22 protein-coding genes are annotated in these 25,230 nt (G+C 37.8%); 8 read left to right on the top strand and 14 right to left on the bottom strand.

Annotation, left to right across the window (positions count from 1 at the left end):
* Positions 1-222 precede the first annotated feature (222 nt).
* From BWI92_RS04775 to BWI92_RS04765, 3 genes are all read left to right on the top strand, one after another.
* On the top strand, positions 223-1,050 hold the full coding sequence (locus BWI92_RS04775) for a glycerophosphodiester phosphodiesterase family protein (protein ID WP_095160982.1): 828 nt from the start codon (positions 223-225) through the stop codon (positions 1,048-1,050).
* A gap of 122 nt (positions 1,051-1,172) precedes the next feature.
* On the top strand, positions 1,173-1,985 hold the full coding sequence (gene ispE, locus BWI92_RS04770) for a 4-(cytidine 5'-diphospho)-2-C-methyl-D-erythritol kinase (protein WP_095160981.1): 813 nt from the start codon (positions 1,173-1,175) through the stop codon (positions 1,983-1,985).
* 33 nt (positions 1,986-2,018) lie between these two features.
* On the top strand, positions 2,019-2,591 hold the full coding sequence (locus BWI92_RS04765; protein WP_095160980.1) for a cytochrome c oxidase subunit 3: 573 nt from the start codon (positions 2,019-2,021) through the stop codon (positions 2,589-2,591).
* A 403-nt stretch (positions 2,592-2,994) separates the two neighbouring features.
* Here the strand turns inward: BWI92_RS04765 and BWI92_RS28455 are convergent, their stop codons facing one another.
* The 7 genes from BWI92_RS28455 to BWI92_RS04740 all read right to left on the bottom strand — a co-directional run bounded on the left by BWI92_RS28455 (position 2,995) and on the right by BWI92_RS04740 (position 13,311).
* Positions 2,995-3,126, bottom strand: a complete 132-nt coding sequence (locus BWI92_RS28455) for a hypothetical protein (protein WP_255406674.1) — start codon at positions 3,124-3,126, stop codon at positions 2,995-2,997.
* 98 nt (positions 3,127-3,224) lie between these two features.
* Positions 3,225-3,374 carry a hypothetical protein gene (locus BWI92_RS27225; RefSeq protein ID WP_176464354.1) on the bottom strand — a complete coding sequence of 50 codons (150 nt, stop codon included), beginning with the start codon at positions 3,372-3,374 and terminating at the stop codon, positions 3,225-3,227.
* 12 nt (positions 3,375-3,386) lie between these two features.
* Complete coding sequence (locus BWI92_RS04760; protein WP_141234689.1) at positions 3,387-3,770, bottom strand: hypothetical protein; 384 nt, start codon at positions 3,768-3,770, stop codon at positions 3,387-3,389.
* Between the two features lie 298 nt (positions 3,771-4,068).
* Positions 4,069-5,226: an efflux RND transporter periplasmic adaptor subunit gene (locus BWI92_RS04755; RefSeq protein WP_095160978.1), complete on the bottom strand. Its 1,158-nt coding sequence runs from the start codon at positions 5,224-5,226 to the stop codon at positions 4,069-4,071.
* On the bottom strand, positions 5,219-9,547 hold the full coding sequence (locus BWI92_RS04750) for a CusA/CzcA family heavy metal efflux RND transporter (RefSeq protein ID WP_095160977.1): 4,329 nt from the start codon (positions 9,545-9,547) through the stop codon (positions 5,219-5,221). The genes BWI92_RS04755 and BWI92_RS04750 overlap by 8 nt, the downstream gene beginning before the upstream one ends.
* A gap of 316 nt (positions 9,548-9,863) precedes the next feature.
* Positions 9,864-10,256 (bottom strand): hypothetical protein, encoded by a 393-nt coding sequence (locus BWI92_RS04745; protein ID WP_095160976.1) that lies wholly within the window; start codon positions 10,254-10,256, stop codon positions 9,864-9,866.
* A 421-nt stretch (positions 10,257-10,677) separates the two neighbouring features.
* Positions 10,678-13,311, bottom strand: coding sequence for a valine--tRNA ligase (locus BWI92_RS04740; protein WP_095160975.1), 2,634 nt, complete (start codon positions 13,309-13,311; stop codon positions 10,678-10,680).
* Between the two features lie 263 nt (positions 13,312-13,574).
* Here BWI92_RS04740 and BWI92_RS04735 point away from each other — a divergent pair, with 263 nt between their 5' ends.
* On the top strand, positions 13,575-14,030 hold the full coding sequence (locus tag BWI92_RS04735) for a sterol desaturase family protein (RefSeq protein WP_095160974.1): 456 nt from the start codon (positions 13,575-13,577) through the stop codon (positions 14,028-14,030).
* Between the two features lie 435 nt (positions 14,031-14,465).
* Here BWI92_RS04735 and BWI92_RS04730 read toward each other — a convergent pair whose 3' ends face one another.
* From BWI92_RS04730 to lipB, 4 genes are all read right to left on the bottom strand, one after another.
* Complete coding sequence (locus tag BWI92_RS04730) at positions 14,466-15,644, bottom strand: hypothetical protein (protein WP_095160973.1); 1,179 nt, start codon at positions 15,642-15,644, stop codon at positions 14,466-14,468.
* A gap of 259 nt (positions 15,645-15,903) precedes the next feature.
* Positions 15,904-16,632, bottom strand: coding sequence for a 3'-5' exonuclease (locus BWI92_RS04725; protein WP_095160972.1), 729 nt, complete (start codon positions 16,630-16,632; stop codon positions 15,904-15,906).
* Between the two features lie 66 nt (positions 16,633-16,698).
* Positions 16,699-17,106 (bottom strand): hypothetical protein, encoded by a 408-nt coding sequence (locus BWI92_RS04720; protein ID WP_095160971.1) that lies wholly within the window; start codon positions 17,104-17,106, stop codon positions 16,699-16,701.
* A 44-nt stretch (positions 17,107-17,150) separates the two neighbouring features.
* The gene (lipB, locus tag BWI92_RS04715; RefSeq protein WP_095160970.1) at positions 17,151-17,870 is read right to left on the bottom strand and encodes a lipoyl(octanoyl) transferase LipB; all 720 of its coding nucleotides are present in this window, start codon (positions 17,868-17,870) and stop codon (positions 17,151-17,153) included.
* 23 nt (positions 17,871-17,893) lie between these two features.
* Here lipB and BWI92_RS04710 point away from each other — a divergent pair, with 23 nt between their 5' ends.
* Positions 17,894-18,316: a YraN family protein gene (locus BWI92_RS04710; RefSeq protein ID WP_229362693.1), complete on the top strand. Its 423-nt coding sequence runs from the start codon at positions 17,894-17,896 to the stop codon at positions 18,314-18,316.
* A gap of 64 nt (positions 18,317-18,380) precedes the next feature.
* Here BWI92_RS04710 and BWI92_RS04705 read toward each other — a convergent pair whose 3' ends face one another.
* Positions 18,381-19,112 carry a cyclopropane-fatty-acyl-phospholipid synthase family protein gene (locus BWI92_RS04705; protein WP_095160969.1) on the bottom strand — a complete coding sequence of 244 codons (732 nt, stop codon included), beginning with the start codon at positions 19,110-19,112 and terminating at the stop codon, positions 18,381-18,383.
* Positions 19,113-19,490: 378 nt separating this feature from the next.
* Positions 19,491-20,432 carry a GDP-L-fucose synthase gene (locus tag BWI92_RS04700; protein ID WP_095160968.1) on the bottom strand — a complete coding sequence of 314 codons (942 nt, stop codon included), beginning with the start codon at positions 20,430-20,432 and terminating at the stop codon, positions 19,491-19,493.
* 238 nt (positions 20,433-20,670) lie between these two features.
* Here BWI92_RS04700 and BWI92_RS04695 point away from each other — a divergent pair, with 238 nt between their 5' ends.
* From BWI92_RS04695 to BWI92_RS04685, 3 genes are all read left to right on the top strand, one after another.
* Positions 20,671-21,693 (top strand): toxin-antitoxin system YwqK family antitoxin, encoded by a 1,023-nt coding sequence (locus BWI92_RS04695; RefSeq protein ID WP_095160967.1) that lies wholly within the window; start codon positions 20,671-20,673, stop codon positions 21,691-21,693.
* Between the two features lie 254 nt (positions 21,694-21,947).
* Complete coding sequence (locus tag BWI92_RS04690) at positions 21,948-23,420, top strand: aldehyde dehydrogenase (NADP(+)) (RefSeq protein WP_095160966.1); 1,473 nt, start codon at positions 21,948-21,950, stop codon at positions 23,418-23,420.
* 197 nt (positions 23,421-23,617) lie between these two features.
* On the top strand, positions 23,618-24,490 hold the full coding sequence (locus tag BWI92_RS04685) for a DUF1080 domain-containing protein (RefSeq protein ID WP_095161171.1): 873 nt from the start codon (positions 23,618-23,620) through the stop codon (positions 24,488-24,490).
* A 189-nt stretch (positions 24,491-24,679) separates the two neighbouring features.
* On the opposite strand, the gene BWI92_RS04680 is transcribed toward BWI92_RS04685, so the two are convergent.
* Positions 24,680-25,225 (bottom strand): CopD family protein, encoded by a 546-nt coding sequence (locus BWI92_RS04680; protein ID WP_095160965.1) that lies wholly within the window; start codon positions 25,223-25,225, stop codon positions 24,680-24,682.
* Positions 25,226-25,230 lie beyond the last annotated feature (5 nt).

The raw sequence follows: 25,230 nt of genomic DNA, 5'->3' as shown, positions 1-25,230 counted from the left end.
TTCAATTATTGAACAATTGCAATATTTATTATAAATATAAACATTAGAAGTAGAAGAACAATTCGTAGATTGAATACATTCTGTAATTAGTCGTACTTTTTGAAGAAGATAGCAATTAGAGGCCAGAAAAATTTGTAATATGCTATTATCAAAAAAGGTTCTTAAGGACAAATTACTTAAAATTAAGTACTTTTCTATTTTTACCACAATACACTTTTTATCATGATGCAATCTATTATTTTTCAAGGACATAGAGGTTGTAGAGGGCTTTTACCAGAAAATACAATCCCAGCCTTCTTGGAGGCATTGAAGTATCCTATCGACTATTTGGAGCTGGATGTTTGTCTAAGTAAAGACCTTGATGTTGTTGTTTCGCATGAGCCTTACATGAACTCACTTTTTTGTTCGTATCCAACAGGGAAAGTTGTGCGTAAAAGTGAGGAGAAAAACCTTAATTTGTTTCAGCTTTCGTATGAACAAATTCGCAGTTTTGATGTTGGTCAAAGGGGAAATAAGTTATTTCCTGAACAAAAGCCACAATCTGCTTATAAACCATTATTATCAGAAATGATTGAAGCTTGCGAGGCCAAACGCAGCTCTTTCCCTAATTTTGGCTATAATATTGAGATAAAATCTGAGGTGAAAGAATATGGAATTAGTCAACCATACGATGTAAAGGTATTTTGTGATAAAGTATTTGAAGTCTTGAAAAATATCAATCCTAAAAAGGTTATTGTTCAGAGTTTTGATTTTAATATTTTGAAATACTGTAAACAACAAATGGATTTGGGAGTTTATCCTAAAGTACAACTTTCAGCTTTGGTGACTAATGAGGGGGTTCGTCCTTCATTAGAAAAATTAGGCTTTTTACCTGATTTTTTCAGTCCGTATTATAAGAGTTTGACAGCGGGTAAAATAAAAATTTGTCATCAAAAAGGCGTTCGTGTAGTGCCTTGGACTATCAACAAGGTAGAAGATATGCGTCATTTGATTAGCATAGGAGTCGATGGAATTATCACTGATTATCCGAATAGGATTGTAGAGATTTGAAGCTTTTAGACTTTACCCAAAAATAGCCCAAGTCTGAGACTTAAACTAGAGTGTATCAACATAAACTACGTCTCTAGTATATTTGTGACTATTAAACATTAAACTTATCAGAATTACGCAAAATGCTAACTTTTCCCAACGCCAAGATTAATATAGGACTTTATATCACCGAGAAACGTGCTGATGGATTCCATAATTTAAGTTCATGTTTTTATCCTGTGGGTTGGAGCGATGCGCTAGAGATATTACCAGCAGAGACTTTGAGTTTTGAGAGTACAGGTATCGATATTCCTGGTGATGCTAGTCAAAACCTTTGTTTGAAGGCCTATCATTTGCTCAAAAAAGATTTTCCAGAAATGCCTCCTGTGCGTATTCATTTACACAAAGTTGTGCCAATTGGAGCAGGTTTGGGGGGAGGGTCGGCAGACTGTGCTTTTACGATTAAATCACTAAACTCGTTATTTGATTTAGGGCTAGACAATAAAGCCATGCAGACGTATGCTAGTCAGTTGGGGAGTGATTGTGCTTTTTTTATTGAAAATAACCCAAAATATTGTTTTGGAAAAGGCGACCAATTTGATGAAATAGCTGTTTCTCTAAAAGGAAAATATATTGTATTGGTCAACCCCAATATTCATATTTCAACGGCCGAAGCTTACGGTTCTATCAAGCCCAAGCCAGCCAATGTTGATTTACCAATAGCCTTATCGCATCCATTAGCGACTTGGAAAGATACTATTTTGAATGATTTTGAAACGAGTCTGGCGCCAAAATATCCTGTAATTCAAGAAATTAAAGATACGCTTTATGAACTAGGTGCGGTATATGCCAGTATGACAGGGTCTGGCTCGACAGTATTTGGTATTTTTGAAAGTACTCCAACAATAGAACAAGCATTTAAAGATTATATGGTTTGGCAAGGGATTTTAGAATAAATATAAGAGATTGCCTTTCTTCAATTTAAAATTATGCAACGCAAAGAACCTTTTAAGTTTATGCTACAGTTGGCCATGTTTGGAAGTGGCTTATTGTTTTTGGGCTTATTGGTATTCTATACCATATTGAACAGACCCGAAGCTGGTTTTGGCAAACTGATTTTACCCGAAATTTTTTGGGCAAGTACTTTACTAATGCTTATTAGTAGCCTAACGCTGTATCTTGCCGAATGGAGTTTCGATAAGCATCATTTCAAGAGCTATCGGTTTTATATGGGGACTACACTTACTTTAGGTATTTGCTTTATTATTATGCAATTGTTTGGCTGGAAGGAACTGTTTGAACTCAATGCCAACTCGGCGATTCGCACCTCACGAGGATTCATTATCATGATTTCTGGACTACATATTCTCCATATAGTTGTAGGATTGATTTTTTTAATAAAAATCTTTATTGAATCACTCAAAAGGCTCTCTTATGTAGAATCTTTTGTGTATTCGGTAAACCCTCCAAATCAGCTCAAAGTCAATCTAATTGTATTTTATTGGCATTTTGTAGATATTCTCTGGGTAATCCTGTTTTTGTATTTGTGGTGGCAGAATTAGATTTAAGTTTTTTATTGAAGGCATTAGGGAACAGGCACAAGGCACATAGTGTTTAAATGTTTTTAACGACCTTGGACATGCATTTTTGCCATAGCCCACCGCCGAAAGCCGATACCTGAAAGCTTAAAGCACAATCTTAAACTTTATTTTGCCCACTAACTTAAGTATTAGTACTGAATTACGAGTTGTGAATTGTGAATGTAAAATTATAATTATCAGCATCTTACATCTTATATTGATTAAATCTTATTTTGCACGATTACTTAAGTAATCGTGCAGAATAAGATTTAAGTTATGTTGTTTAGGTACAAGGCAACAGGTACTAGGCAAAGAGTTGTGCTTGCCTAATGCCTACAGCTTACCGCTTAAAGCTTACTAATGCAATTGTATGTAGCATCAATACTTATTTCTTGTAATACAGCATTTTTTTACCTGTGTTATAATCCGTTAATAGTAAAGCTCCTTTTTCGATATAGTATTTCGAATTGGGAACATCGGTTACTTTGCCATTGATAGTAATGCGCCAGTACAACATATTCCCTTTGGTAAACCAGCGAGCTCCCGCTGCTTTGATTTGAGCAATTACAGAGTTATCTCCTCCTCCTGAAGAGTTTCCAGAGCTATTGGGGCCACTTACATAAGCGCTTGAGCCTCCATCGTCGATAGTGCCATCGGCATTGAGTACAATAGTAGTGCTACTTCCTCCATAAAATCCTCCGTTTGAAGAATAATTTTCATGATGTGTCCATGCGCCAACAAGATTGGGGTCACGAAATAATCCATCAGGTTTTGTGGCTACGGTAGCAGGCTTTGTAGGCTCTGTTTTTTGGCAAAACTCCCTTGTAAAATAACCTGATTATTGTAGCTAATCTGTTGTTGGATTGTGTTGTTTTGCCAAATCATCTCAAGACCAAATACGGTTCCATCTTGGTATGAAAGCGTGCCAATGGCATTGGGAGTATTGACGGTACATTTTAATTCGTAGCTTTCAATATTTGCACCTGAGTGCACATGTAGTTTGCCAACGATTTGACTGTTCCCAGCACTTGTAATGGACATTTCGGCAGGTAAAGAACCTCCGCTGCCTTGAACTTGTCCTTGCCAGTTACCAATAAAATTTTGAGCAATAGTTTCAGATAGAGACATAAAGAAGAAAGATAGATATATGAGCGTTTTCATACCGAGCGTTTAGGATTATTACCTAACTAAAATAGCTCATCATGTGGCATTCTACAAAAAAACAGGAGGTTTCTGAGTAAGTGGAGATATATTCATATTTGATTTTCAGTAGCCAACTAATTGAGTGAATTGAGATTGAGAGAATGAGTGATTATTATAAAATTTGAATGCCAACTGTAGAGAGGCAATGATTGCGCCTTGAGCCGAGTTATATCAAAAAAGCGGTCAGAAATTATTTTCCGACCGCTTTTTAGACGCAAAGCATTGCGTCTCAACTACTAAAGATTCATGTTTCTCTCTACTCTTCACCTTCGCCACCTGCTAGCATTGCTTGTAAAACAGAAGCATTTGCTTTGACGATTTCTTTTGATGGTAGCGTTTTTTCAAGGATAATTTCTACCATACCATTTTCGGTAATACCTAGTTTTACAGGAATTTGTTGATAACTATTGGTTTTGAGTCTTACAAAAATAAAACCACCTTCTCCGCGACGAACCACTGCATCTTCGGGCAAGGTCTGAACAGCTTTTTTACCTGTCAAAATCTTGGTATTTACGTATTGTCCTACTACTAATTTTTGTTCCAAAACCTCATTATCTAGGTGTCCATGAACCAAAATAGCTTTGGTTGGGCCTTCGATGGTTTGTCCGACCAAAATCACTTTCCCTGTTAAAGGCTTATCGGCAAGTCTAGGATTTTCAAGCAAAAATGTTTGACCCACTTGTACTTTATTAGCATCCTTTTCAAAAACATTCAACTCCAAGTGCATGTGCTCACGGCTCACGAGTTCCATCATGACATCAGTAGGAGCGATGTTTTTCCCAATATTGACATACACCATTTTGGTTACGCCATTAATGGGAGAAATAACGTTAATTGATGGCGTAATTGTGCCCGCTTTGAGTTTTGCAATATTGCACCCAATCAATTTAAGTTTTTCCTCTAAACCGTTAATAATTGCTTTACCTGTTTGGTATTCAGCATCAATTTGTTGCAATTTCTTTTTTGAACCAACATTCTCTTGATTTAGGGTTTCTTGACGGCTCAAATCCTGTTCTTGGAATTTTTGTTTGCTCAAGGCTTGTAAATATTCCTGTTGAAGCTGCACATATTCCATACTCTGTACTACTGCCAATACTTGCCCTTTACGTACTGGCGTGCCAGGCAATAAATCAATTCTTTTGACAAAACCTGCAATCGGCACGCTCACCGAAATCATTTGTTGAGGTGGCACTTCTACCTTGCCATTAGCAGTAACCTCTTCGCCTACAATGGTTTGTTCAAAATCACCCACTGGCAACTGAACATTTTTCGCTTGAGCGTCGCTCACATGAACGATATCTACCACTTTTTCGGTAATTGCTTCAGTTGCTGTTTCGGATTTTGGGTCTTTTGAGCAGTTCCATAAAAGTAAACTAGACAAAAGAGTAATATATATAGGGGCTTTCTTATTCATGACCTACAAGAGTTTCGATATTGATAATTACTTGATTAAAATTGTGTACTTCGCTCAAATACATTTCTTTGATTTGCCAAGCCTGCGTAATGCTTTGGACAAACTCTACATACTCGATTTCACCAGCTTGATAGCTTTTGTGTGCCGTGCTAATCATCAAATTAGCCTGCGGAATAGCTGAGCTTTGATAATACTGTACCGACTTTTGCAGTTTATTGAGCTGAATCTTTAATGATTGTAGCTGCTTGGCAGTTTGCTGTTCGGCTAGAGACAAGCTTTCTTTGGCAATTTGCTCATTGATACCCGCGGCATTGATTCGTGCCTTTTGTGCCTTGGCAAAAAGAGGAAAATTGAGCCCTGCTTGAACAAAGTTTTGGTTATAATTTCGCTCAATACTTTGGTTGGTAATTCCTACTTTAAAATCAGGCTTCAAACGTTCTTTCTCAAGTTTTGTTTGTAATTGACTTACTTCAATTTGCTGTCTAAGCAATTCCAGATATGGATTATTGCTTACTTCTGTTATTTGAAGCTGCAAAGGCTTTTGCATATTGATCTGGGTATCAATCACAAAATCAGCAGGAATATTGAGTAAAAATGAAAGGCTTTGATAGAGACTCTTTTCATCAGACAAAATACTTTGAATTCTATTTTGAATTTCACGCAGACGAGTTTCGGTCGAAACCTTTTCGAGTAAATTGGTTTCACCTGTCTGGTAGCGTAAAGATGCCGCCTTGAAAGCACTTTGGTACAAGCTATCTTGTTGCTGAACCACCTTGAGTAATTGGGTATTGAGTAAAATTTGATAATACAAACTTTTTACCTCTGCAACTACTTGATTCTTCGTCATATTTAGACGTTTTTCGGACGAAGTGGTATGACTTTTCAACAAATTTTCTTGTGCCTTGTACAAAGAGGGAAAAGCAAATGATTGACCCAAACTAAAGGTTACATCATTGTTGGTATAGGTCTGCGTGCGACCAAATTGGGTATCAAAACTAGTTTTGGGCAAGTCCTTCGCTGTTTTTTCTAAAGCCCTATTACCCGAAATTTCAAGTTTGCCCACCTGTATACTTTGATTTTGTTGAACAGCTTTTTCTATACAGTTATCCAGCGTCAAAACTGGCGTGTTTTGGGCAGGCGCAGTTTTAACTATTCCGAAGCTCAACAATACAATAATCGTTGCTATCGAAGGTTTGATTTTGACCCTAGTAGCCACTAAGCTATAAATGGCAGGTAATACCACCAAGGTCAATAACGTTGCAGAAATCAAACCTCCGATTACTACTGTAGCCAAAGGACGTTGTACTTCAGCACCCGGCGAATGTGAAAGTGCCATTGGCAAAAAGCCTAAAGAAGCTACAGAAGCCGTCATAACTACGGGGCGAAAACGAGTTTTAGTACCTTCTATAATTCGCTCATAAATATCAGTAATACCCTGTTTTTCAAGACTATTGAAATAAGCGACCAATACGATCCCGTTGAGTACAGCTACACCAAACAGTGCAATAAATCCGATACCCGCTGACACCGAAAACGGCATTCCACGAAGCCATAGCGCCATTACGCCGCCAATAGCAGATAACGGAATAGCGGCAAAAATGATAAGTGCTTCTTTGAGAGAATTAAAGGTAAAAAACAGTAAAGCAAAAATTAGGAATAGCGCAACGGGCACTGCAATTGCCAAACGACTTTTGGCTGCATTGAGGTTTTCAAAAGCTCCTCCATATACAAAATTGTACCCTACAGGAAGTTCTACTTTTTTGTCTAATACCTGTTGTATTTCATGCACCAAGCTTTCAACATCGCGGTTACGAACATTAATCCCAATTGTAATACGACGGCGTGCATTATCACGAGCAATTTCGGTAGGAGCGTCCTGATATGAAATATTGGCCACCTGAGACAATGGAATTTTACCCCCATTTGGCAAATCGACATACAAATCGCTGATATTTTGTAAATCTTTGCGATATGCAGAATCAAGACGAACTACCAAACCGAAGCGTTTTTCTCCTTCATACACTACCCCAGCTTCTTCGCCAGCAAAAGCAGTTTTTACAAGAGCGTTCAATTCTTTTATTTTAAGACCATACTGAGCGATTTTCTCACGATTATAGTCCACAACCATTTGTGGTACGCCCTCGATTTGTTGTACCTTTAAATCTCCTACACCGTCGATTTTAGCGATATGCTTGGCACATTCTTGTGCTTTTTGATATAAAATATCCAAGTCCTCTCCAAAAATTTTAATCGCAACATCAGATTTTGTACCTGCTATTAGCTCATTAAAACGCATTTGAATAGGTTGTGTAAACTCAAAATTTACCCCAGGCAATTCCGACAAAGCATCATCCATTTTGGCAGAAAGCTCTTCCATCGTTTCTGCTTTTTTCCAGTGCTTCATGTCTTTTAGTTCAATAATCAAATCGCAAGAATTGATGCCCATTGGGTCGGTAGGAATTTCGGATGCTCCAATACGTGATACTACTTGACTTACCTCATCTGGAAATTCTCGAAGAATAATTTGTTGCGCTCGGGTATTCATTTTAATACTTTGAGATAAAGAAGCATTACTATGTAAAAGCGTCTCCACCGCAAAATCACCTTCGTTTAGTTCTGGAATAAACTCACCACCCAACGAACTGAATAGCAATAAACTACCCGCAAACATTGCCACTGCCGAACCAACTACCACCGTCTTGTGATGCAATACCCAACGAATAATAGGGGCGTAGAATTCGTATAAAAAGTTGATAATTTTATCAGAAATTGTCTCCTTCAAATTGACTTTTTTACTCAATAACAAAGATGACATCATGGGGACATAGGTCAACGATAAAATCAATGCTCCAATGATAGCAAAGCCAACCGTTTGGGCCATAGGCTTAAACATTTTTCCTTCAATACCCGTCAAGGCTAATATCGGGAAATACACAATCAAAATGATAATCTCACCAAAGGCTGCTGATTTTCGGATATTTACTGCTGAATGATATACTTCATCATTCATCTCTTGTTGTGTCAATGTAAGTGTATGATTTCCTGCCTTTTGAGCTCGCTCGTGTAAATGATGAATAATGGCTTCGACAATAATCACGGCGCCATCCACAATCAACCCAAAGTCAATAGCACCCAATGACATCAAGTTGGCAGATACGCCAAAGAGGTTCATCATACTAAATGAAAACAGCAAACACAATGGAATCACAGAGGCCACCACAAGCCCAGCACGAAGATTCCCTAGGAGTAAAACCAAGACAAAAATGACAATCAGACCACCTTCTACCAAGTTTTTCTCCACAGTACCTATTGCCTTGTCAATCAATTTACTACGATCCAAGAAAGGTTGAATGGTAATACCTTCTGGAAGTGATTTTTGAATTTCTTTGATTCTAGCTTTTACGTCTTGAGTTACGACCTGAGCCGAAGCGCCTTTGAGTAAGAGTACAACCGCACCAACAGCCTCACCTTCGCCATTGCGAGTCATTGCCCCGTAGCGCACAGCGTGTCCAAACTGCACAGAAGCCACATCTTTGACCAACACAGGCAACCCTCCGCGATTAGCTACTACGATATTACCGATATCTTCGACATTTTTCACCATCCCTTCCGAGCGGATAAAATAGGCATCTGTTCCTTTTTCGATATAGCTACCTCCAGAGTTCGAATTATTATCTTGCAGCGCAGTAAAGAGCTCATTTAAAGTAACATTAGCCGCACTCAGGCGTTCTGGATTAATGGCAACTTCGTATTGTTTCAGATTTCCTCCAAAAGAACTAACTTCTACAACTCCCTTAATACCAAGCAATTGCCTTTTTACAATCCAGTCTTGAATTGTACGAAGTTCGGTGAGAGAATAGTTGTTTTTAAATTTTGGATCAACTGCTAGCGTATATTGATAAAACTCTCCAAGTCCTGTCGTAATAGGTGCTAATTCGGGACGCCCAGCACCTGCAATCAGATTGGGCTCCGCTTCCTTAAGCTTTTCAGTTACCTGTTGACGAGCTTTTTCAATAGGTACATCGTCTTCAAATACTACAGTAATAATCGACAAGCCCATTCTCGAAAAAGAGCGAATTTCCTTCGTATTCGGAACGGTTCTTAAGGAGATTTCTAGTGGAATAGTGATAAATTTTTCAACCTCAGTAGCTGGTAACGCAGGAGATTGAGTGATTACCTGCACTTGGTTAGATGTAATATCTGGCAGGGCATCTACGGTAAGCTGAGTCAAGGAAATTCCACCCCAAGCAATTAAGCTCAAGACAAATAATCCAATAATCAGCTTTTGATTTATGCTGAATCGAATTAATGAATCTATCATTAGTGTATTAAAATAAAGGTAGTGAGGCTGGTTATTGAGCGAATTGGTGATGGAGCAATTGAGTGATTATAATGGTTTATTAATCTCTCAAAACATGAATACAAGTAGGAGGGCTGTGTAGTGATTTGAATCGTTGAAACTCATTATTACACTCAAACTTATAGTCATGCTGATTATTGAGAACAGAGTAAATACATGAGATTTTTAAAATCCATTTACGTATTTAACCACAAAATGCTCAATAGCAAATCACTCATTCACTTTCTCTCAATAAAGAGCCGAGAATGTTAATTTTAAATAAAAGGAAGATATTCGATTAGAATCGGGGTGGATTGAGTAGCGACGAGGCTAATAGGAAGTCGTAAAGGTTTTGCCAAACAAAGTTTGGACCAACAAAACCCTTAATAATAGGCTTAAATTTCAGCGAAATTTGCTGAAAAAAGGATGGCAAAAAGGCATGAACCGCCTGAGAGTCCAGACTAGGCAAGTGTGAGTGTGAGTGCTTGGCAGTTTTGGTATGATTTGAGGCTGCCGAATAGTGCATTGCTAAAAAGCTCAAAAAGCTCATATTGCTTTTTTCGGTTTTGCAATGCCACTGGTAATGCTTCACTAACTCGCCTATTTTTGCCAACTGCAAAGTATCCACCTTTGGAAAAAGACTTCCCAAAAGGATAGTGACACTTAGAAATATGGCAATAATTTGTTTCATGAAACAAAGGTAGTTGTTAAATCCAATCTAAAGGTACTTCGCCATAAAAACTTTTCCAGATTGGATTATTTTTATTTTTTGATTGGAGCAAATTAAGACTAGAAAGTTTAATCTTATTACTCATTTTTATAAAAATGTTGAAAAATAGATAGTCAAATGCCCTTTCTTATACATTTCCAGTCAAAATATAACAATTTTCCACAAAAGTTATCCACATTTTAAACTTATACACTGTGGAAAAGCCCCCAATTGTGGATAAGTCTTTTTTAGCCGATTTTATATCAAACGTCCTAAATTTGGCTAATTATTTATAACGATTCTAAGGTAAGTTTTCTATTCAGGAGCTTAATCTTGCGGAAATAAATAAGCCCCTTGCAAAACAAAATGTTTTACAAGGGGCTATTATATCAATAGTTCATGACTACATTGCTTTCAAACGAGCGATAGTCTCCTCCAATGCCTTAATCTTCGACTCGGCATCGGCTAACTTTTGGCGTTCTTTTTCTACTACATCAGGTTTGGCATTGTTTACAAATCTTTCGTTTGACAATTTTGCTTCCACTGATTTTTTGAATCCTAAGTTATATTCTAACTCTTTAGTAGCATTAGCTAATTCTGCTTCTACGTCTAGTTCTCCTTCTAGACTAATAAAGAATTCGTCAGCTTTTAATACAAAAGAAATAGCGTTTTCAACATTGCTAGAAACGTACTCAATCGCAAAGGTATTTGCTAGCTTAACGATGATTGATTCTAGTTGCTTATAACGAGCTACATCTTCGGTTTTAATCGCCAATGGCAATTCTGTTTTTGGTGAAATTTGTTTTGTATTACGCGTCTCGCGAACTTTTGAAACAATACCAAACAAGATTTCAAAATCAGCCAATACTTGTGTATCGATTTCGCCAGCTACTGGATACGCCGCACGGCAAATACTTTCACCTTCTTGACGCTCTGCAATTGCTTGCCAGATTTCTTCGGTAATAAATGGCATATATGGATGAGCCAAAGCCATCAATTTCTCAAAAATCCCGATAGTCGCATCATACGTAGCTTGGTCGATTGGTGAACCAAAAGCAGGTTTGATAATTTCGAGGTATTGTCCACAGAAATCATCCCAAATCAAGTTATAAATCGACAACAAGGCATCAGAAATACGGAATTTGCTAAAATGGTCTTGAACCTCAAGTACAACCTGACTAATTTTTGAGTTAAACCATTTAATCGCTAATGTATTACCTGTTGGTTGTTCTGCATCAGCAATTTCCCAACCTTTTACCAAACGGAATGCATTCCATACTTTATTACAGAAGTTACGTCCTTGTTCGCACAATTTATCATCAAACAACAAGTCGTTACCTGCGGGAGCCGAGAATAATAAGCCCGAACGAACGCCATCGGCACCGTACTGCGCAATCAAATCTAATGGGTCTGGAGAGTTACCCAATGATTTTGACATTTTGCGACCTTGCTTATCTCGTACAATACCCGTCAGATACACATTGCGGAATGGAAGTTCGTCTCTCCACTCATAACCTGCGATAATCATACGAGCTACCCAGAAGAATAAAATATCTGGACCTGTTACCAAATCATTGGTAGGGTAGTAGTATTTAATATCTTCATTTTCAGGATTTTCGATACCATCAAATACCGAGATTGGCCACAACCAAGACGAGAACCAAGTATCCAATACGTCTGGGTCTTGTGTCAAATCTTCTTCGGTCAAGGCAAATAACTGCAATTCGTGTTGAGCTTTGCGTAAAGCTTCACGCTTATTTTTAGCAACGATTACAGTACCATCTTGCAAATAGAAGGCTGGGATTTGTTGTCCCCACCAAAGCTGACGGCTAATACACCAATCATGAACATTTTCCATCCATGAGCGGTAGGTATTTTTGAATTTTGAAGGATACAACTTAATGTTGTCATTCATTACGTTTTCGAGTGCAGGTTTTGAAATGTCTTCCATTTTCAAGAACCATTGCAACGACAATTTTGGCTCGATTACAGCACCAGTACGTTCTGAAGTTTTAACGATTGATTTATATTCTTCAACTTTTACTAAAAATCCTGCTTCTTCTAAGTCTTTTACGATATTGCGACGAGCAGCAAAACGGTCTTGACCAACATATAAAACTGCCTTTTCATTCAAGAAACCAGCGTCATCCAAAATATCGATAACAGGTAATTTATGCTTCAAGCCTAATTCATAGTCATTCAAATCGTGTGCAGGTGTTACTTTCAAACAACCTGTACCAAAATCCATGGCTACGTATTCGTCAGTAATTACAGGAATAGCACGACCCAACAATGGAATCTCTACTGATTTACCATGATATGCTACATAGCGTTCATCGTTTGGATTCACACAGATAGCAGTATCGGCCATGATGGTTTCAGGACGCGTAGTTGCAATCGTCAAAAATTCACCATCAGCACCAACTACTGGATATTTGATATGGAAAAGTTTTGCCTGAACGTCTTTTTCGATTACCTCTTCGTCAGAAAGCGCCGTTTTACCTTGTGGATCCCAGTTTACCATACGAACGCCACGGTAAATTTGTCCTTTTCCGTACAAACGAACAAACGTATCGATTACGGCTTCGTACAAAGATGGCTCCATGGTAAAGCGAGTTCTATCCCAGTCACAAGAAGCACCTAGCTTTTTCAACTGATCAAGGATAATACCGCCGTATTTATCTTTCCATTCGTGGGCATATTCCAAAAACTCCTCACGAGTAATATCTTTTTTCTCGATACCTCTCTCTTTCAACATTGCCACGACTTTAGCTTCTGTTGCGATTGAAGCGTGGTCAGTACCAGGCACCCAACAAGCCTCCTTACCTTCCATACGAGCCTTACGGATAAGGACGTCTTGGATGGTATTATTCAACATGTGTCCCATGTGCAAAACGCCTGTGACGTTTGGTGGTGGAATGACTATCGAATAAGGTTCTTTATCAGGATTAGGCTTGGATGCAAATAGCTTGTTGTCAAGCCAATATTGATACCATTTGGCTTCAATTTCTTGTGGAGTGTACGTTTTTGAAATCATATTTTTATGAATCTATTGTATTGGGCAAAATGCTTCAGCCTTCGATTACATGGTTTTGGAATAAAATTTATGAATACCAAAAGCTTAGATTATCTTGCCTAACAAATTTTAGTTTGCAAAGATAGGGATTTTGACGCAATGGCAGGCTAATAAAGTGATTTTCAAGCGTACGCTTTTTGTAAATCTGCGTGTATATTCGCCAAACAATTACATTTCTTTATTGGTTAAACCTTTAGATTTTAACCAGACATCTACTCAAAATTATGTTACTCAAACTTGGATTGTTCTTCGGCACGTTTTTCTTTATGGAGGGATTTGCATGGTTTACTCATAAATATATCATGCATGGAATCATGTGGAACTGGCATGAATCGCATCATGTGCATCACAATGATGTATTAGAAAAAAACGATTTATTTTCGGTAGTATTCGGGCTGGTTTCTACTGTTACAATTATAGTAGGAGATTTAGTACCAGAGTTGTGGTTTTTGTTCTGGATAGGGCTGGGCGTGGCACTTTATGGTACATTTTACTTTATTTTTCATGATATTATCGTACATCGTCGTATCAAAATCAAGTACATTGCCAAGAGTAAATACATGAAAAGAATTATGCGAGCACACTTTATTCACCACAAAGTACATACACGCGATGGGGCAGAAGCATTCGGTTTTTTATATGCTCCCAAAAAATACGAAGGAGGAAAGGAAAGAATCTGATTGAGTGCGGAGTGCGGAGTTGGGAGTGCGGAGTTTAATAGAATTTTCTCAAACATGAATCATTCCAAATCTAATGACAAGTGCTTAGAACTTCTATTTGAATTTTACTTGTAGAGACGCAATACTTTGCGTCTAAATCGGTAGGATTTTGAATGATAATATCAACAAAAGTCATTAAAAAGCGGTCGAAAATTATTTTTTCGACCGCTTTTTAATATCATTATGCTAGAGTTAACTTGGCTTGGGAAGCAAGCCTTGCGTATCTACAGTTAGCACAAAATTTTACCATAATCATTCATGCACTCAATTTAGAGATAACATACCATGAAATAGATTAGATTACACTTCCGAAATCCTACATCAGAAATCCGAAATAGATAATTTCAGCATCCACTTTGTGCCTTTGCTCCTTGACACTTTGTGCCTTTTAAAATTTTACTCCAACAAAAGCAACAACATTTCAGCAGCCTGCCAAGCATTGGTTGGGGCAATACGTAAATCAACCAAAGTTTGGTCAATAACTCCCAATGATTCGTATTTCAAATCTGTTACTTCTGCTTCCCAAGTCAAAGGATATTCACGAGCTGAGATTGGACCTTTATTTTGTTTGAAAAAATGGTCTTCCGCCCACACATATTGTGGCGAGTTCAAGGCTAGGTTATCATCTACCTGATCTCCTTTCACATAGTCTTTCTGAAAATCCCACCAAATCAAGGAAGAGTAAGAGTCATATTGTGAGGGAATTTTGTATTTATCAGGCAATTGCATCTCTTTCAAGCCAAATTTCAACCATTTTGTCTGATAAACAGCGTGTGGAAGCATATCGGCAGTACGCCCTTCGATAAACCCTCCTTTGTCGAAGTTATCAGCCTCGTCCAAAATTTTCGTTACTAAGGGATGTTTTTTATCAGCCACTGTCGAAAGCATATATAATACCTGCCCTAGATTGTCAGCCTCGGCATAGCCAGCATTGTTATTACGGTCAAAAGGCGTATTCAAGCCTTTAATCCAAGCTTCTACCAAAGGTAAATTATTGGTCTTTTTTAGCGCCATTGTAATAATTGCCGCGCTTTTAAACCAAGGTTTGGTATAAACAATCGTATTCACTAAAGGTTTTCCATCCTGAATATTTACCAATAATTCATGATGCAATGTTCTTAATACAGAAGGGAATTTCTTATCGCTAAAAGTTGGTAATGTAATAGGACTTTCGGCAAGAATAATCTGAAGGTTATTCTCATACACATAAACACCTGTTTCATCTTCTTGAATATCGACAGCACGTCCATCTTGCAACTCCAAATGAACCAAATATTCCGAAGGTACAATCAAGGTAGATTTTACTTTCCAGCGGCGAATCACACGTTTATCGCTTAGTGAGATAATTCGTCCGTCTTTGTAAAACATTTTGGCACGATTGCCCATGCCAAAAAAGAAAAACTTAGCATCTGGAAGATTACGTTTTTTGGGGTGTTCTTTTCTAAAGCCTAATAATTCCTCACGATAGGTCTGAAGGGCTTTTTCGGCTTTGGATTGTGTATATAACTGCGCATGACTGTAATGAATATCAAGCAGATACAGGAGGCTAGTGATTAAGAGTATATAATGTTTCATGGCTTATTGATAGCATTAAAACATCAAATTTAGAGAATTTAAGGACATGAATTCCATATTACCGATTTTTCAATGTAGATACAGAGGTTGAATAAGTACTAATACTTAGTACTATTGAGTGGTTTGTGATTTAGTTGATGTGATATTTCGGGTTTGGGATTTTTGATTTCGGAAATATGAAAACCCACCTTTATTACTTCCCAAAAGTAGGTTACACGTCCGAAAGCCTACATCCCAAATCCGAAACTATTGATATGCTTTAGATTCTTTCAATATTGTCTTCTGGCACTAAAGGAAGATTATGAAATTTGAGATAGAGCTGTGCCAATACAATCACATCTTCTTGGCAATATCTAGCAATTTTAGGAAGGTCTTTTTCAATATAGTAGGTTTGATTTACCAAATCGCCACTCAGTTCTACTTTGCTGCTTGGGATATTGAAAATTGCTGCTAGTAAATCTAAGGAAGTATAATTTTTCTTGTCTCCAAACTTCCAAAGCTCTAAAGTATCCAAATGCGGTATTTCCCAAGGCTTTTTACCTGCTAGCTGTAAGGCTTTAGGAATATTCACTCCATTGACCAACATTCGTCTGCATAGGTACGGATAATCAAACTCTTTGCCATTATGAGCACAAAGCATAAGGCTATTGCCTTTGTATTTGGACTCAATCAGCGAAGTAAATTGTGTTAAAAGCTCTGTCTCTGAGTCGGCAGTGAGCGTTTTTACCTTGAAGCAAAGCTGATTATCATCGTCCCAATGAAAAAAGCCTAAACCAATTGCAATCACCTTACCAAACTCGGCATAAATCCCAGCTCGTTCAAAATACAATTTTCCCTCATCATATTGGTGGGGATTTTGCATATAACTTGCCTTTTTTGACCAAAATTCTTGCATACGTGTAGGCACTTCGTCCCAACTACCGTAAGCAGAAACAGTTTCGATATCAATAAATAAGAGATTTTTTGCGATTTTAGCTAAGTCGAGCATACAGATATTGGTTATAGTGTAGGAAAATATTGAGGCTGTTAGCGAAGCACTTACAGCCCATATTGATTATTCATGCAAAACTCCTTCTAAACCCAGTTGGGCAATTGGGATGATATTTTCTTCACGGATACTTTCAGGAACAAAGATAAACTTTTTATCAAAAATCTGATTTCCAATATAATAGCTCACCCAATATTCGTTGTTAATATGAAAAACTTCAGGCGAAATAGGCTCTATTTTCACAATTTCTTCTCCTGCAACTTCTTTAAAAAAATAACGTAATGAGGCAGTTTTGATTTTGTTCCCGTCGACATCTACACCATAACCGCTAGATGTAACAAACACTGTATCGATTGGGTGTTTCAGACGATTAATTAAATATACATCCCAAAGGACATTTCCAAGTTCATCCTGACGACGTGCAACAGCCACTTTTACGCCATCGACGGTAGGATGGATGATATCTTTTTTCATAAATGCTTTTGTGTGGTTGGCTGTTTTTAGACAGCTATTAAAACCTAATTTTGCTCAATTTCAAATTCAAATATATCTTTCAAATGCCCTAACATACGACTTTCTACTTCAGCCATTTCTATCTCGCGACCAACTTCCAATGCAATAGAAGTCACAGCTTTGTCGTCGATACCACATGGAACAATATGTGAGAAATAGCTCAAGTCGGTATTGACATTCAATGCAAAACCGTGCATAGTTACCCAGCGACTAGCTTTTACGCCCATGGCACAGATTTTTCGAGGATTTTTTTGTTCGACATAATCAATCCACACGCCTGTAAGCCCATCTATTCGCCCTGCTTCGATACCATAATCTGCACAAGTACGAATCACAGCTTCTTCCATAAAACGCATGTATCGATGAATATCAGTAAAGAAATTTTCTAAATCAAAAATCGGATAACCCACCAACTGACCGTAACCATGATAAGTAATATCTCCTCCTCGGTTGATTTTAAAATACTGAGCATGATACTTCTCCAAGCCTTCGTCGTCCAACAATAAATGTTCTGGCTTTCCACTTTTCCCTAGCGTATATACATGCGGATGCTGGCAAAACAAAAGATAGTTAGGCGTCGCCTTGGGAGTTTCCTCAGGGCTGATTTTACGGTTTTGTAGTTTAATCTCGACTATTTCAGCATGGAGTTTTTCTTGATAATCCCAAGCTTCTTGGTAATCTATTACTCCTAAACTCTGAAACTTTACCTTTTTATGCTGTTCCATTTTTCACAACACTGTTCTTTCTAGTGCCAAAGAAATTTAAAGTAAAAAATATTTATTTTCTTATCAAACAACAAACCCTAGTAGATAATTCAATGGCCGAACACCTAGACACTGGTCGCGAAGCAGAAGACTTGGCAGCGTCCTATTTAATCGACAAAGGCTACGAAATTGTAGCCCGAAATTACCGTTATGGTCATGCCGAAGTGGATTTAATTATCCGAAAAGGCATTTTTTTAGTCTTTGTTGAGGTAAAATCCCGCAAGAATGTCAAATTCGGAATGCCCGAAGCAGCCGTTAGTAAACTCAAAGTTTCGCTAGTAAAACGCGCTGCTGATTTTTATGTCTACAAAACTAATTGGCACAAACAAATACGATTTGATGTAATCTCGATTATTTTTCGCTCGGATGGCTTCGAAATCAAACACTTTGAAGATGCCTTTTATTAGATTATTGCCCAAGGGACAAAGCGTAATTACAAACTTCGCTTTGTCCCTTGGAGCTAAGTTTAAGCTATTTTTCCAAGATAAAAATCATTCTTGGAGATGTTTCTATATCAAAAGCATTGAGGTGATAATCCCCAAAAATTTGTTTGAGTTTTAGTCCAGCCGCAGAGAAGTAATGTTGAAAATCCGTCAGTGAAATAGCCTGTACTTTTTCATGAAAGTGATACTCACGCCCCTCATCTGTAAAATCTATATCTTTGATAATAAAGCCATCTTGAAGGGTTTTAGTAATCTCAAAACGAATACCGTCAATTTCTTTTACCTGAAAAGGAAGCAATTGTTTTGTCACGTATTCTGTATTGAAAAAATCCATCACAAAAATACCTCCTTTGCGAAGGTTGCGAGCTGCCGCCTGAAATGCCTTGATATTCTCATCGTGATTTTCGAGATACCCAAAACTTGTAAATAGGTTTAGGATAAAATCGAAATATCTTTCTTCAAAAACTTCACGCATATCGTGCACAAAAAAATGAAGATGTGCATTTTCGTAAATTTTAGCAAAAGCAATACTCTGTGGCGATAAGTCAACGCCTGTTACCTCAAACCCTTTTTGATTGAGATAAATAGCGTGACGCCCCTTACCACAGGCCAAATCCATAATATGATGTTCTGGCTGAATTTGTAAATACGATGATAGTTGGTCCATAAAAAGCTGAGCTTCCTTGTCATCACGTTCTTTGTAAAGAATGTGATAATAAGGCGAGTCAAACCACGAGCTAAACCATTCTTTCGTCATCATTGTAAATGTTTGTTACTGGTGAATAGTTATCTGTTATCGGGAAGATTGATAAAATTCCTATGATAACGTCATTACTATTTTACTTAAATATTAATGCAAACCAAAATTGCATTAATACGCTCTAGGTTATAAGCCGTAGGCATTAGGCAAGCACAACTTCTTGCTTATGGCATATAGCTTAATGCCTATTGCGAGAAAAATTTATTTAATTTTTGAGCTTTGGGCTTTCAGGTATGGGCATTCGGCAAAAACATATCTATCGTTACTAAAAACATTTTAACACTCTTTGCCTAGTGCCTGTTGCCTTGTGCCTAATACAAAAAAATATAATTCTGCACAAAACCTTAAGATTGTTGAGTAATTAACCTGAAGCTATTTTTACAATCTTAAAGCGTCATGATTGGTCAAGAAATCTTGATAAGCCAGACCAATTCCCTCTTCTAACTCGATTTTATGTTTCCAACCATAACTATGTAATTTTGACACATCCATCAATTTGCGTGGTGTACCGTCTGGTTTAGAGGTATCCCACACTAATTCGCCTTCAAAACCTACTACATTTTTTACGGTATTGGCCAATTCTTTGATGGTTACGTCGGTACCTGTTCCGATATTTACCAACTCACGTTCGTTGTAATTTTCCATCAAATATAAACACGCTTCTGCCAAATCGTCAGCGTGCAAGAACTCGCGCATTGGCGAGCCTGTACCCCAAAGTGTTACGTTAGTAGCGCCATTGATTTTTGCCTCATGAAATTTACGAATCATTGCAGGCAATACGTGAGAGTTTTGCAAGTCGTAATTATCATTTGGACCATACAAATTGGTAGGCATTGCCGAAATAAAATTACAGCCATACTGATTGCGATATTCCTCACACATTTTGATACCTGCAATTTTGGCAATAGCATAAGGCTCATTGGTATATTCTAAGTAGCCACTCAACAAATATTCTTCTTTCAGAGGCTGAGGAGCCAATTTTGGATAAATACACGAAGAACCCAAAAACATCAATTTCGTAACCTTGTTCACATAAGCACTGTGAATCACATTGTTCTGAATCGACAGGTTTTCATACAAGAAATCGGCACGATAAGTGTTATTAGCTACGATACCGCCCACTTTGGCAGCAGCAAGGAATACATAGTCAGGTTTTTCGGCAGCAAAAAAATCAGCGACTGCCTGTTGGTTGCGTAGGTCTAATTCTTTAGACCTACGAAGCAGAAAATTGGAATATCCTGCTTTTTGTAATGCTCGTAAAATGGCAGAACCCACCATTCCACGATGTCCTGCTACATAAATTTTTGCGTCTTTTTCCACGGGTTAATTGATTATTAATTTTCTGGAAAACAGAATCATTTCCAGCGATTTATATCTTAAATAACATTTTTTTGTAAAACAAAAGTTTACAAATATCCCTTAAATTCAGGAGTTCTACTAGAAGGCTTTCTGTTGAAATTTGGATAACAAGATTTCTCTTCCTTCTTTTGTTTAAAAATAAATAAGCAATTTTTTCGTTTGCAAAAGTAATAGATTAGCCTTTGACTACGTGCTACCCATGAGAAGTTTATCCTTTCCCACTACTTTTATCTCATTGATTTCCATCTTACTACTTCATAGTACTGTAACTTGTATTGCCCAACAAAAAGACGAATTTAAGTCGAGTAGTAAGCCCAAAACCGATACTACCGCTCGCAAAAAGGGTATTTTGGGTGGACTTATCCAGACAGATGTGCTCGATAATATCAAGAACGCAAAGAAGACTATTTCGGATGTAAAAGACGATATAAAAAATAATAAAGAAAAAGCAGAAGAGTTTTCGACTGACTTGAGCAGTGACCTTGGTCTGAAAGTAAAGAAAGACACCAAGAAAAATAAAAAAGTCAAAAAAGCTCCCAAAGACGAATATTCAGGAATCAAGTTTGAACGCCGTATCGGCGAATATGGTACAGGAAACCGATTTACGGTGGAAGAAATCAATGTACTAAGAAACCCAGACGAAGCTACTCCAAGCATTTACGCCAAAGAAATTTGGTGGTATGACCCCAAACTACGTCGTATTACCAACACCCCACGCAAAGACTTAGATTATGGCGAAGTATGTCATGGCCCTTTCAAGAAATACATCAATGACGAATTAGTCGAAGAAGGATTTTTTTATGTTGGGGTAAAAGATGGTCGCTGGGAAACTTACAATCAAGAGTATATTCTTTTGTCAAAAGATAAATACAAAAATGGCTTTCCAGCAGAATCCCATTTTTCGTATTATGACAAAGAACAAAAGAAATTAAAAGAAGTAATACCCGTAAAATTTGGAAAAGTAACGGGTGAATATCGTGCTTTTTACGATGGCGGACAGCTCAAAGAAGAAGGAAAATTTGAAGATAGCATTAAGGTGGGGCGTTGGAGAGAATATCATCAATTTGGCGCCATGGGTCGTTTGAAAAAAGAAACGATGTATCCCAAAGATAAATTCGAAAAAGGCGAGGCAGTTGTGCTTCAAGAAAGAGATAACACTGGCAAGTTGATTTATGAAGCACCCAAACAGCAAAAACGTAAGGTTGAGGATGACGATAATTAGCGTATAGTATTTTGAATTTTGACTGTAGCGTTAAAAATATTTTTTGAGCCTGAGGGGTATCTCTTGGGCTTTTTGTATTTTATCCTGACAGCATAGCGTTGAAATAGGTTATAATTCTATTTGTAAAAGATTACCTTCAGCTAAGAATACTAAATTGCAGATAGGCTGTTAAATTGCTATTCAAATGATTTTAGGATGTTAAGATATGGAAACCCTATTTTACTTCTGCATATTTCGTTACATAAATCAAGCTCATGGAAAATCTTCAGCAACATATTGATTCTATTATGCAAAAAGCCGCTGAGGCTTTTAAAATATATCGTAAAGTTTCGGGAAAAGAGAAAGCTCTATTTCTCAGAACTATTGCACAAAACATCTTGGATTTGGGTGATAGTTTAATCCAAATAGCCCATCAAGAAACCAATATCCCAGAAGTTCGACTCATTGGTGAGCGCACACGAACTTGTTTTCAGCTCGAAACTAATGCCCGATTGCTTGAGGAAGGTTCGTGGGTTGAGGCTCGTATTGATACAGCTTTACCCAATCGTCAGCCGATGCCTCGTCCAGATATTCGCAAAATGTTGATTCCGATTGGACCAGTAGTTGTTTTTGGCGCCAGCAATTTTCCTTTTGCTTATTCTACGGCTGGCGGCGATACCGCTTCGGCTTTGGCTGCTGGTTGTCCAGTTGTGGTAAAAGGTCATCCAGCACATGCTAAAACATCCGAAATGGTCGCAGAAGCTGTTTTAAAAGCTGTTTCAGCTTGTGGTTTGCCAGATGGTACATTTGCGCACGTAGCAGGTCACAGTTTCGAAGTTGGTCGAGCATTGGTATTACACCCTGTAACCAAAGCCGTTGGTTTTACGGGGTCGCTCAATGGTGGAAAGGCGCTTTTTGATTTGGCCAACCAACGTCCCGAGCCGATTCCTGTATTTTCTGAAATGGGCAGTATCAACCCTGTGGTGTTGATGCCTCAAAAACTTAATGCTGAAGCCTCACAGGTGGCTCTTACGTATGCCAATTCGATTACTTTGGGCATGGGGCAGTTCTGTACCAATCCTGGGCTAATTTTGGCAATAGATAATCCCGATTTGGATACTTTTATCGAAACGCTTAGCCAAGCCGTTGAACAAGTAGCGCCAGCGGCTATGCTCAATGCTGGGATTTATCAAAATTTTGAAGGAAAAAGAACCGTAGCCCTATCGCAAGAAGGTGTCAAAACAGAAGTAGAGTCTTTAATTGAAAAGACAGGCATCATTCAGGCTATTCCAACCATAGCCTCGGTATCGAGTAGTATATTTTTAGAAAATCCTACTTTACATCAAGAAGTATTTGGGCCTTATTCATTGATTGTAAAATGTACCGATTTAGATAACTTATTGCAGGTGATCGAACATTTAGAAGGGCAATTGACCGCTACCTTGATAGCGACCGAGGAAGAGTTACAAGAGAATCCAGCCATTTTTGAAACACTGAGAAATATCTGTGGTCGGTTGATTTTTAATGGTGTACCTACGGGTGTAGAAGTATGTTATGCTATGCAACACGGAGGACCTTTTCCTGCCACAACTGATGCTCGTTTTGGGGCGGTTGGTCCCGACGCTATCAAACGTTGGGTGCGACCAGCAAGTTTTCAAAATTTTCCAGAAAACCTATTACCTGCCGAACTACAAAGTCAAAATCCGTTGAATATCTGGAGAATTGTCAATGATGAATGGACGAAATAGATATTAGTGCTGAATTATATTTAAGTTTTGTGTTTTAGGGAAAAGGTAACAGGCACAAGGCAAATAGTGTTAAAATGTTTTTTAGTAACGATAGATATGTTTTTGCCGAATGCCCAAAGCTGAAAGCCAAAGGCTCAAAATTAAAATTTATTTTACCTACTGAATTTACTGAAATTAATTACCAACTATCAATAACAATGAAAAAACGTCTGATTACCTCTCTGCTTTTAGGACTTTCGTGTATGACTTTTGGACAAAAAAAGAGTGACACTAAAGAATGGGAGCAACTATTTAATGGAAAAAACTTAGATGGCTGGGACATCAAAATTCGCCATTATGACTTAAACGATAACTTTGCCAATACGTTTCGAGTAAAAGACGGAAAATTGGTTGTGTCGTATGATGGTTACGACAAGTTTGATGAAAAATTTGGTCATATTTTCTATAAAAAGAAATTCTCCAATTACATCATCGCGACTGAATATCGTTTTGTAGGCGAGCAAGCGCCAGAAGGACCAGGATGGGCCTATCGTAACAGTGGTATCATGCTTCACTGTCAGCCAGCTGCATCGATGGGTAAAGACCAAGATTTCCCCATTTCGATTGAAGTACAATTACTAGGTGGCTCAGGCAAGGGCGAACGTACTACTTGTAATCTTTGTACCCCAGGAACAAATGTAGAAATGAATGGAAAGCTATTTACGCCACACTGTATCAATTCTAAATCAAAAACATACGATGGAGACCAATGGGTTAGAGCCGAAGTAATGGTGTTGAGTGATTCATTGGTAAGACATTATGTAAATGGAGAAATGGTGTTGGAATATCAAAAACCACAAGTAGGAGGGGGCAATGTAGATGCTTATAACCCTGCCTTCAAACCTGATGGAAAATTATTGAACGAAGGATATATTTCACTCCAAAGCGAAAGCCACCCTGTAGAGTTCCGCAAAGTTGAAGTGTTACAACTAGAAGGGTGTATGGACCCTAAGGCATTGAACTATAAGTCTTATTTTATCAAATCTTTGCCTAATACTTGTAAATACGCTAAGAAAAAAGGCAAAAAGTGATAAAGTAATAGGGACAAAGGCACAAAGGCACAAAGGCACAAAGTGTAGAATAGTTATTCACTTTGTTACTTCGTGCCTTTGCCACTTTGTCACTCTGTGCCTTTGCGCCTTCTTCACTTTGTGCCTTCTTCACTTTGTGCCTTCTTCACTTTGTGCCTTTGTCCCTTTATGCCTTTGTTACTCTCTAAGCTATTTCTTCTTCTCTCTGAGTGATTTGGCGATTTTTACGGCTGTCATAATCAATACTGCAAAAACCAATAAACCAACTACACCCCAAATCCAATCTATGGTATTTTTTAGGATTACTAGAAAAACAATGGCAAAAAGGAATATCGTCGCTACTTCGTTATAAAGTCTTAATTGAAAACTGGTAAAGCGAAATTTACTTTCTCGAAGTTCAAAAATAATTTTTCGGCAAAGAAAATGGTAAATTAAAAGGCCTACCACAAAACTTAGTTTGAGATGTAACCAACCATGCTGTGCAAAACTATCCCACCAAGACCAATACACTAAGGTAGCTCCCGAAATAAGGGTTAACCACATAGCTGGTACCATGATAGCATTGAATAAAACCTTTTCCATTTTCTTGAACTGCTCTTGGATGATATCGCGTTCGAGTTCAGGCTTAGTGTTGGCTTCGGTATGATAAACAAATAAGCGTGGCAAATAGAATAATCCAGCAAACCAGCTCACTACAAAAATGATATGTATGGCTTTGATATGGTTATAATCCATTTCTG

The sequence above is a fragment of the Flectobacillus sp. BAB-3569 genome, assembly GCF_002270355.1.
GTDB lineage: Bacteria > Bacteroidota > Bacteroidia > Cytophagales > Spirosomataceae > Flectobacillus > Flectobacillus roseus.
Note: the sequence above shows the minus strand (reverse complement) of the source record. Positions and strands in the feature narration are given on the sequence as shown.

Excerpts from the sequence above, each read along its gene's own strand:
- BWI92_RS04750 (WP_095160977.1), bottom strand. The coding sequence starts at position 9,547 with ATGATAGATTCATTAATTCGATTCAGCATAAATCAAAAGCTGATTATT.
- BWI92_RS04740 (WP_095160975.1), bottom strand. The coding sequence starts at position 13,311 with ATGATTTCAAAAACGTACACTCCACAAGAAATTGAAGCCAAATGGTAT.
- BWI92_RS04735 (WP_095160974.1), top strand. The coding sequence starts at position 13,575 with ATGTTACTCAAACTTGGATTGTTCTTCGGCACGTTTTTCTTTATGGAG.
- BWI92_RS04685 (WP_095161171.1), top strand. The coding sequence starts at position 23,618 with ATGAAAAAACGTCTGATTACCTCTCTGCTTTTAGGACTTTCGTGTATG.
- lipB (WP_095160970.1), bottom strand. The coding sequence starts at position 17,870 with ATGGAACAGCATAAAAAGGTAAAGTTTCAGAGTTTAGGAGTAATAGAT.
- BWI92_RS04745 (WP_095160976.1), bottom strand. The coding sequence starts at position 10,256 with ATGAAACAAATTATTGCCATATTTCTAAGTGTCACTATCCTTTTGGGA.
- BWI92_RS04695 (WP_095160967.1), top strand. The coding sequence starts at position 20,671 with ATGAGAAGTTTATCCTTTCCCACTACTTTTATCTCATTGATTTCCATC.
- ispE (WP_095160981.1), top strand. The coding sequence starts at position 1,173 with ATGCTAACTTTTCCCAACGCCAAGATTAATATAGGACTTTATATCACC.
- BWI92_RS04755 (WP_095160978.1), bottom strand. The coding sequence starts at position 5,226 with ATGAATAAGAAAGCCCCTATATATATTACTCTTTTGTCTAGTTTACTT.
- BWI92_RS04680 (WP_095160965.1), bottom strand. The coding sequence starts at position 25,225 with ATGGATTATAACCATATCAAAGCCATACATATCATTTTTGTAGTGAGC.
- BWI92_RS04765 (WP_095160980.1), top strand. The coding sequence starts at position 2,019 with ATGCAACGCAAAGAACCTTTTAAGTTTATGCTACAGTTGGCCATGTTT.
- BWI92_RS27225 (WP_176464354.1), bottom strand. The coding sequence starts at position 3,374 with ATGGATTATTTCGTGACCCCAATCTTGTTGGCGCATGGACACATCATG.
- BWI92_RS04690 (WP_095160966.1), top strand. The coding sequence starts at position 21,948 with ATGGAAAATCTTCAGCAACATATTGATTCTATTATGCAAAAAGCCGCT.
- BWI92_RS04705 (WP_095160969.1), bottom strand. The coding sequence starts at position 19,112 with ATGATGACGAAAGAATGGTTTAGCTCGTGGTTTGACTCGCCTTATTAT.
- BWI92_RS04775 (WP_095160982.1), top strand. The coding sequence starts at position 223 with ATGATGCAATCTATTATTTTTCAAGGACATAGAGGTTGTAGAGGGCTT.
- BWI92_RS28455 (WP_255406674.1), bottom strand. The coding sequence starts at position 3,126 with ATGTTGTACTGGCGCATTACTATCAATGGCAAAGTAACCGATGTTCCC.
- BWI92_RS04730 (WP_095160973.1), bottom strand. The coding sequence starts at position 15,644 with ATGAAACATTATATACTCTTAATCACTAGCCTCCTGTATCTGCTTGAT.
- BWI92_RS04725 (WP_095160972.1), bottom strand. The coding sequence starts at position 16,632 with ATGCTCGACTTAGCTAAAATCGCAAAAAATCTCTTATTTATTGATATC.
- BWI92_RS04720 (WP_095160971.1), bottom strand. The coding sequence starts at position 17,106 with ATGAAAAAAGATATCATCCATCCTACCGTCGATGGCGTAAAAGTGGCT.
- BWI92_RS04760 (WP_141234689.1), bottom strand. The coding sequence starts at position 3,770 with ATGAAAACGCTCATATATCTATCTTTCTTCTTTATGTCTCTATCTGAA.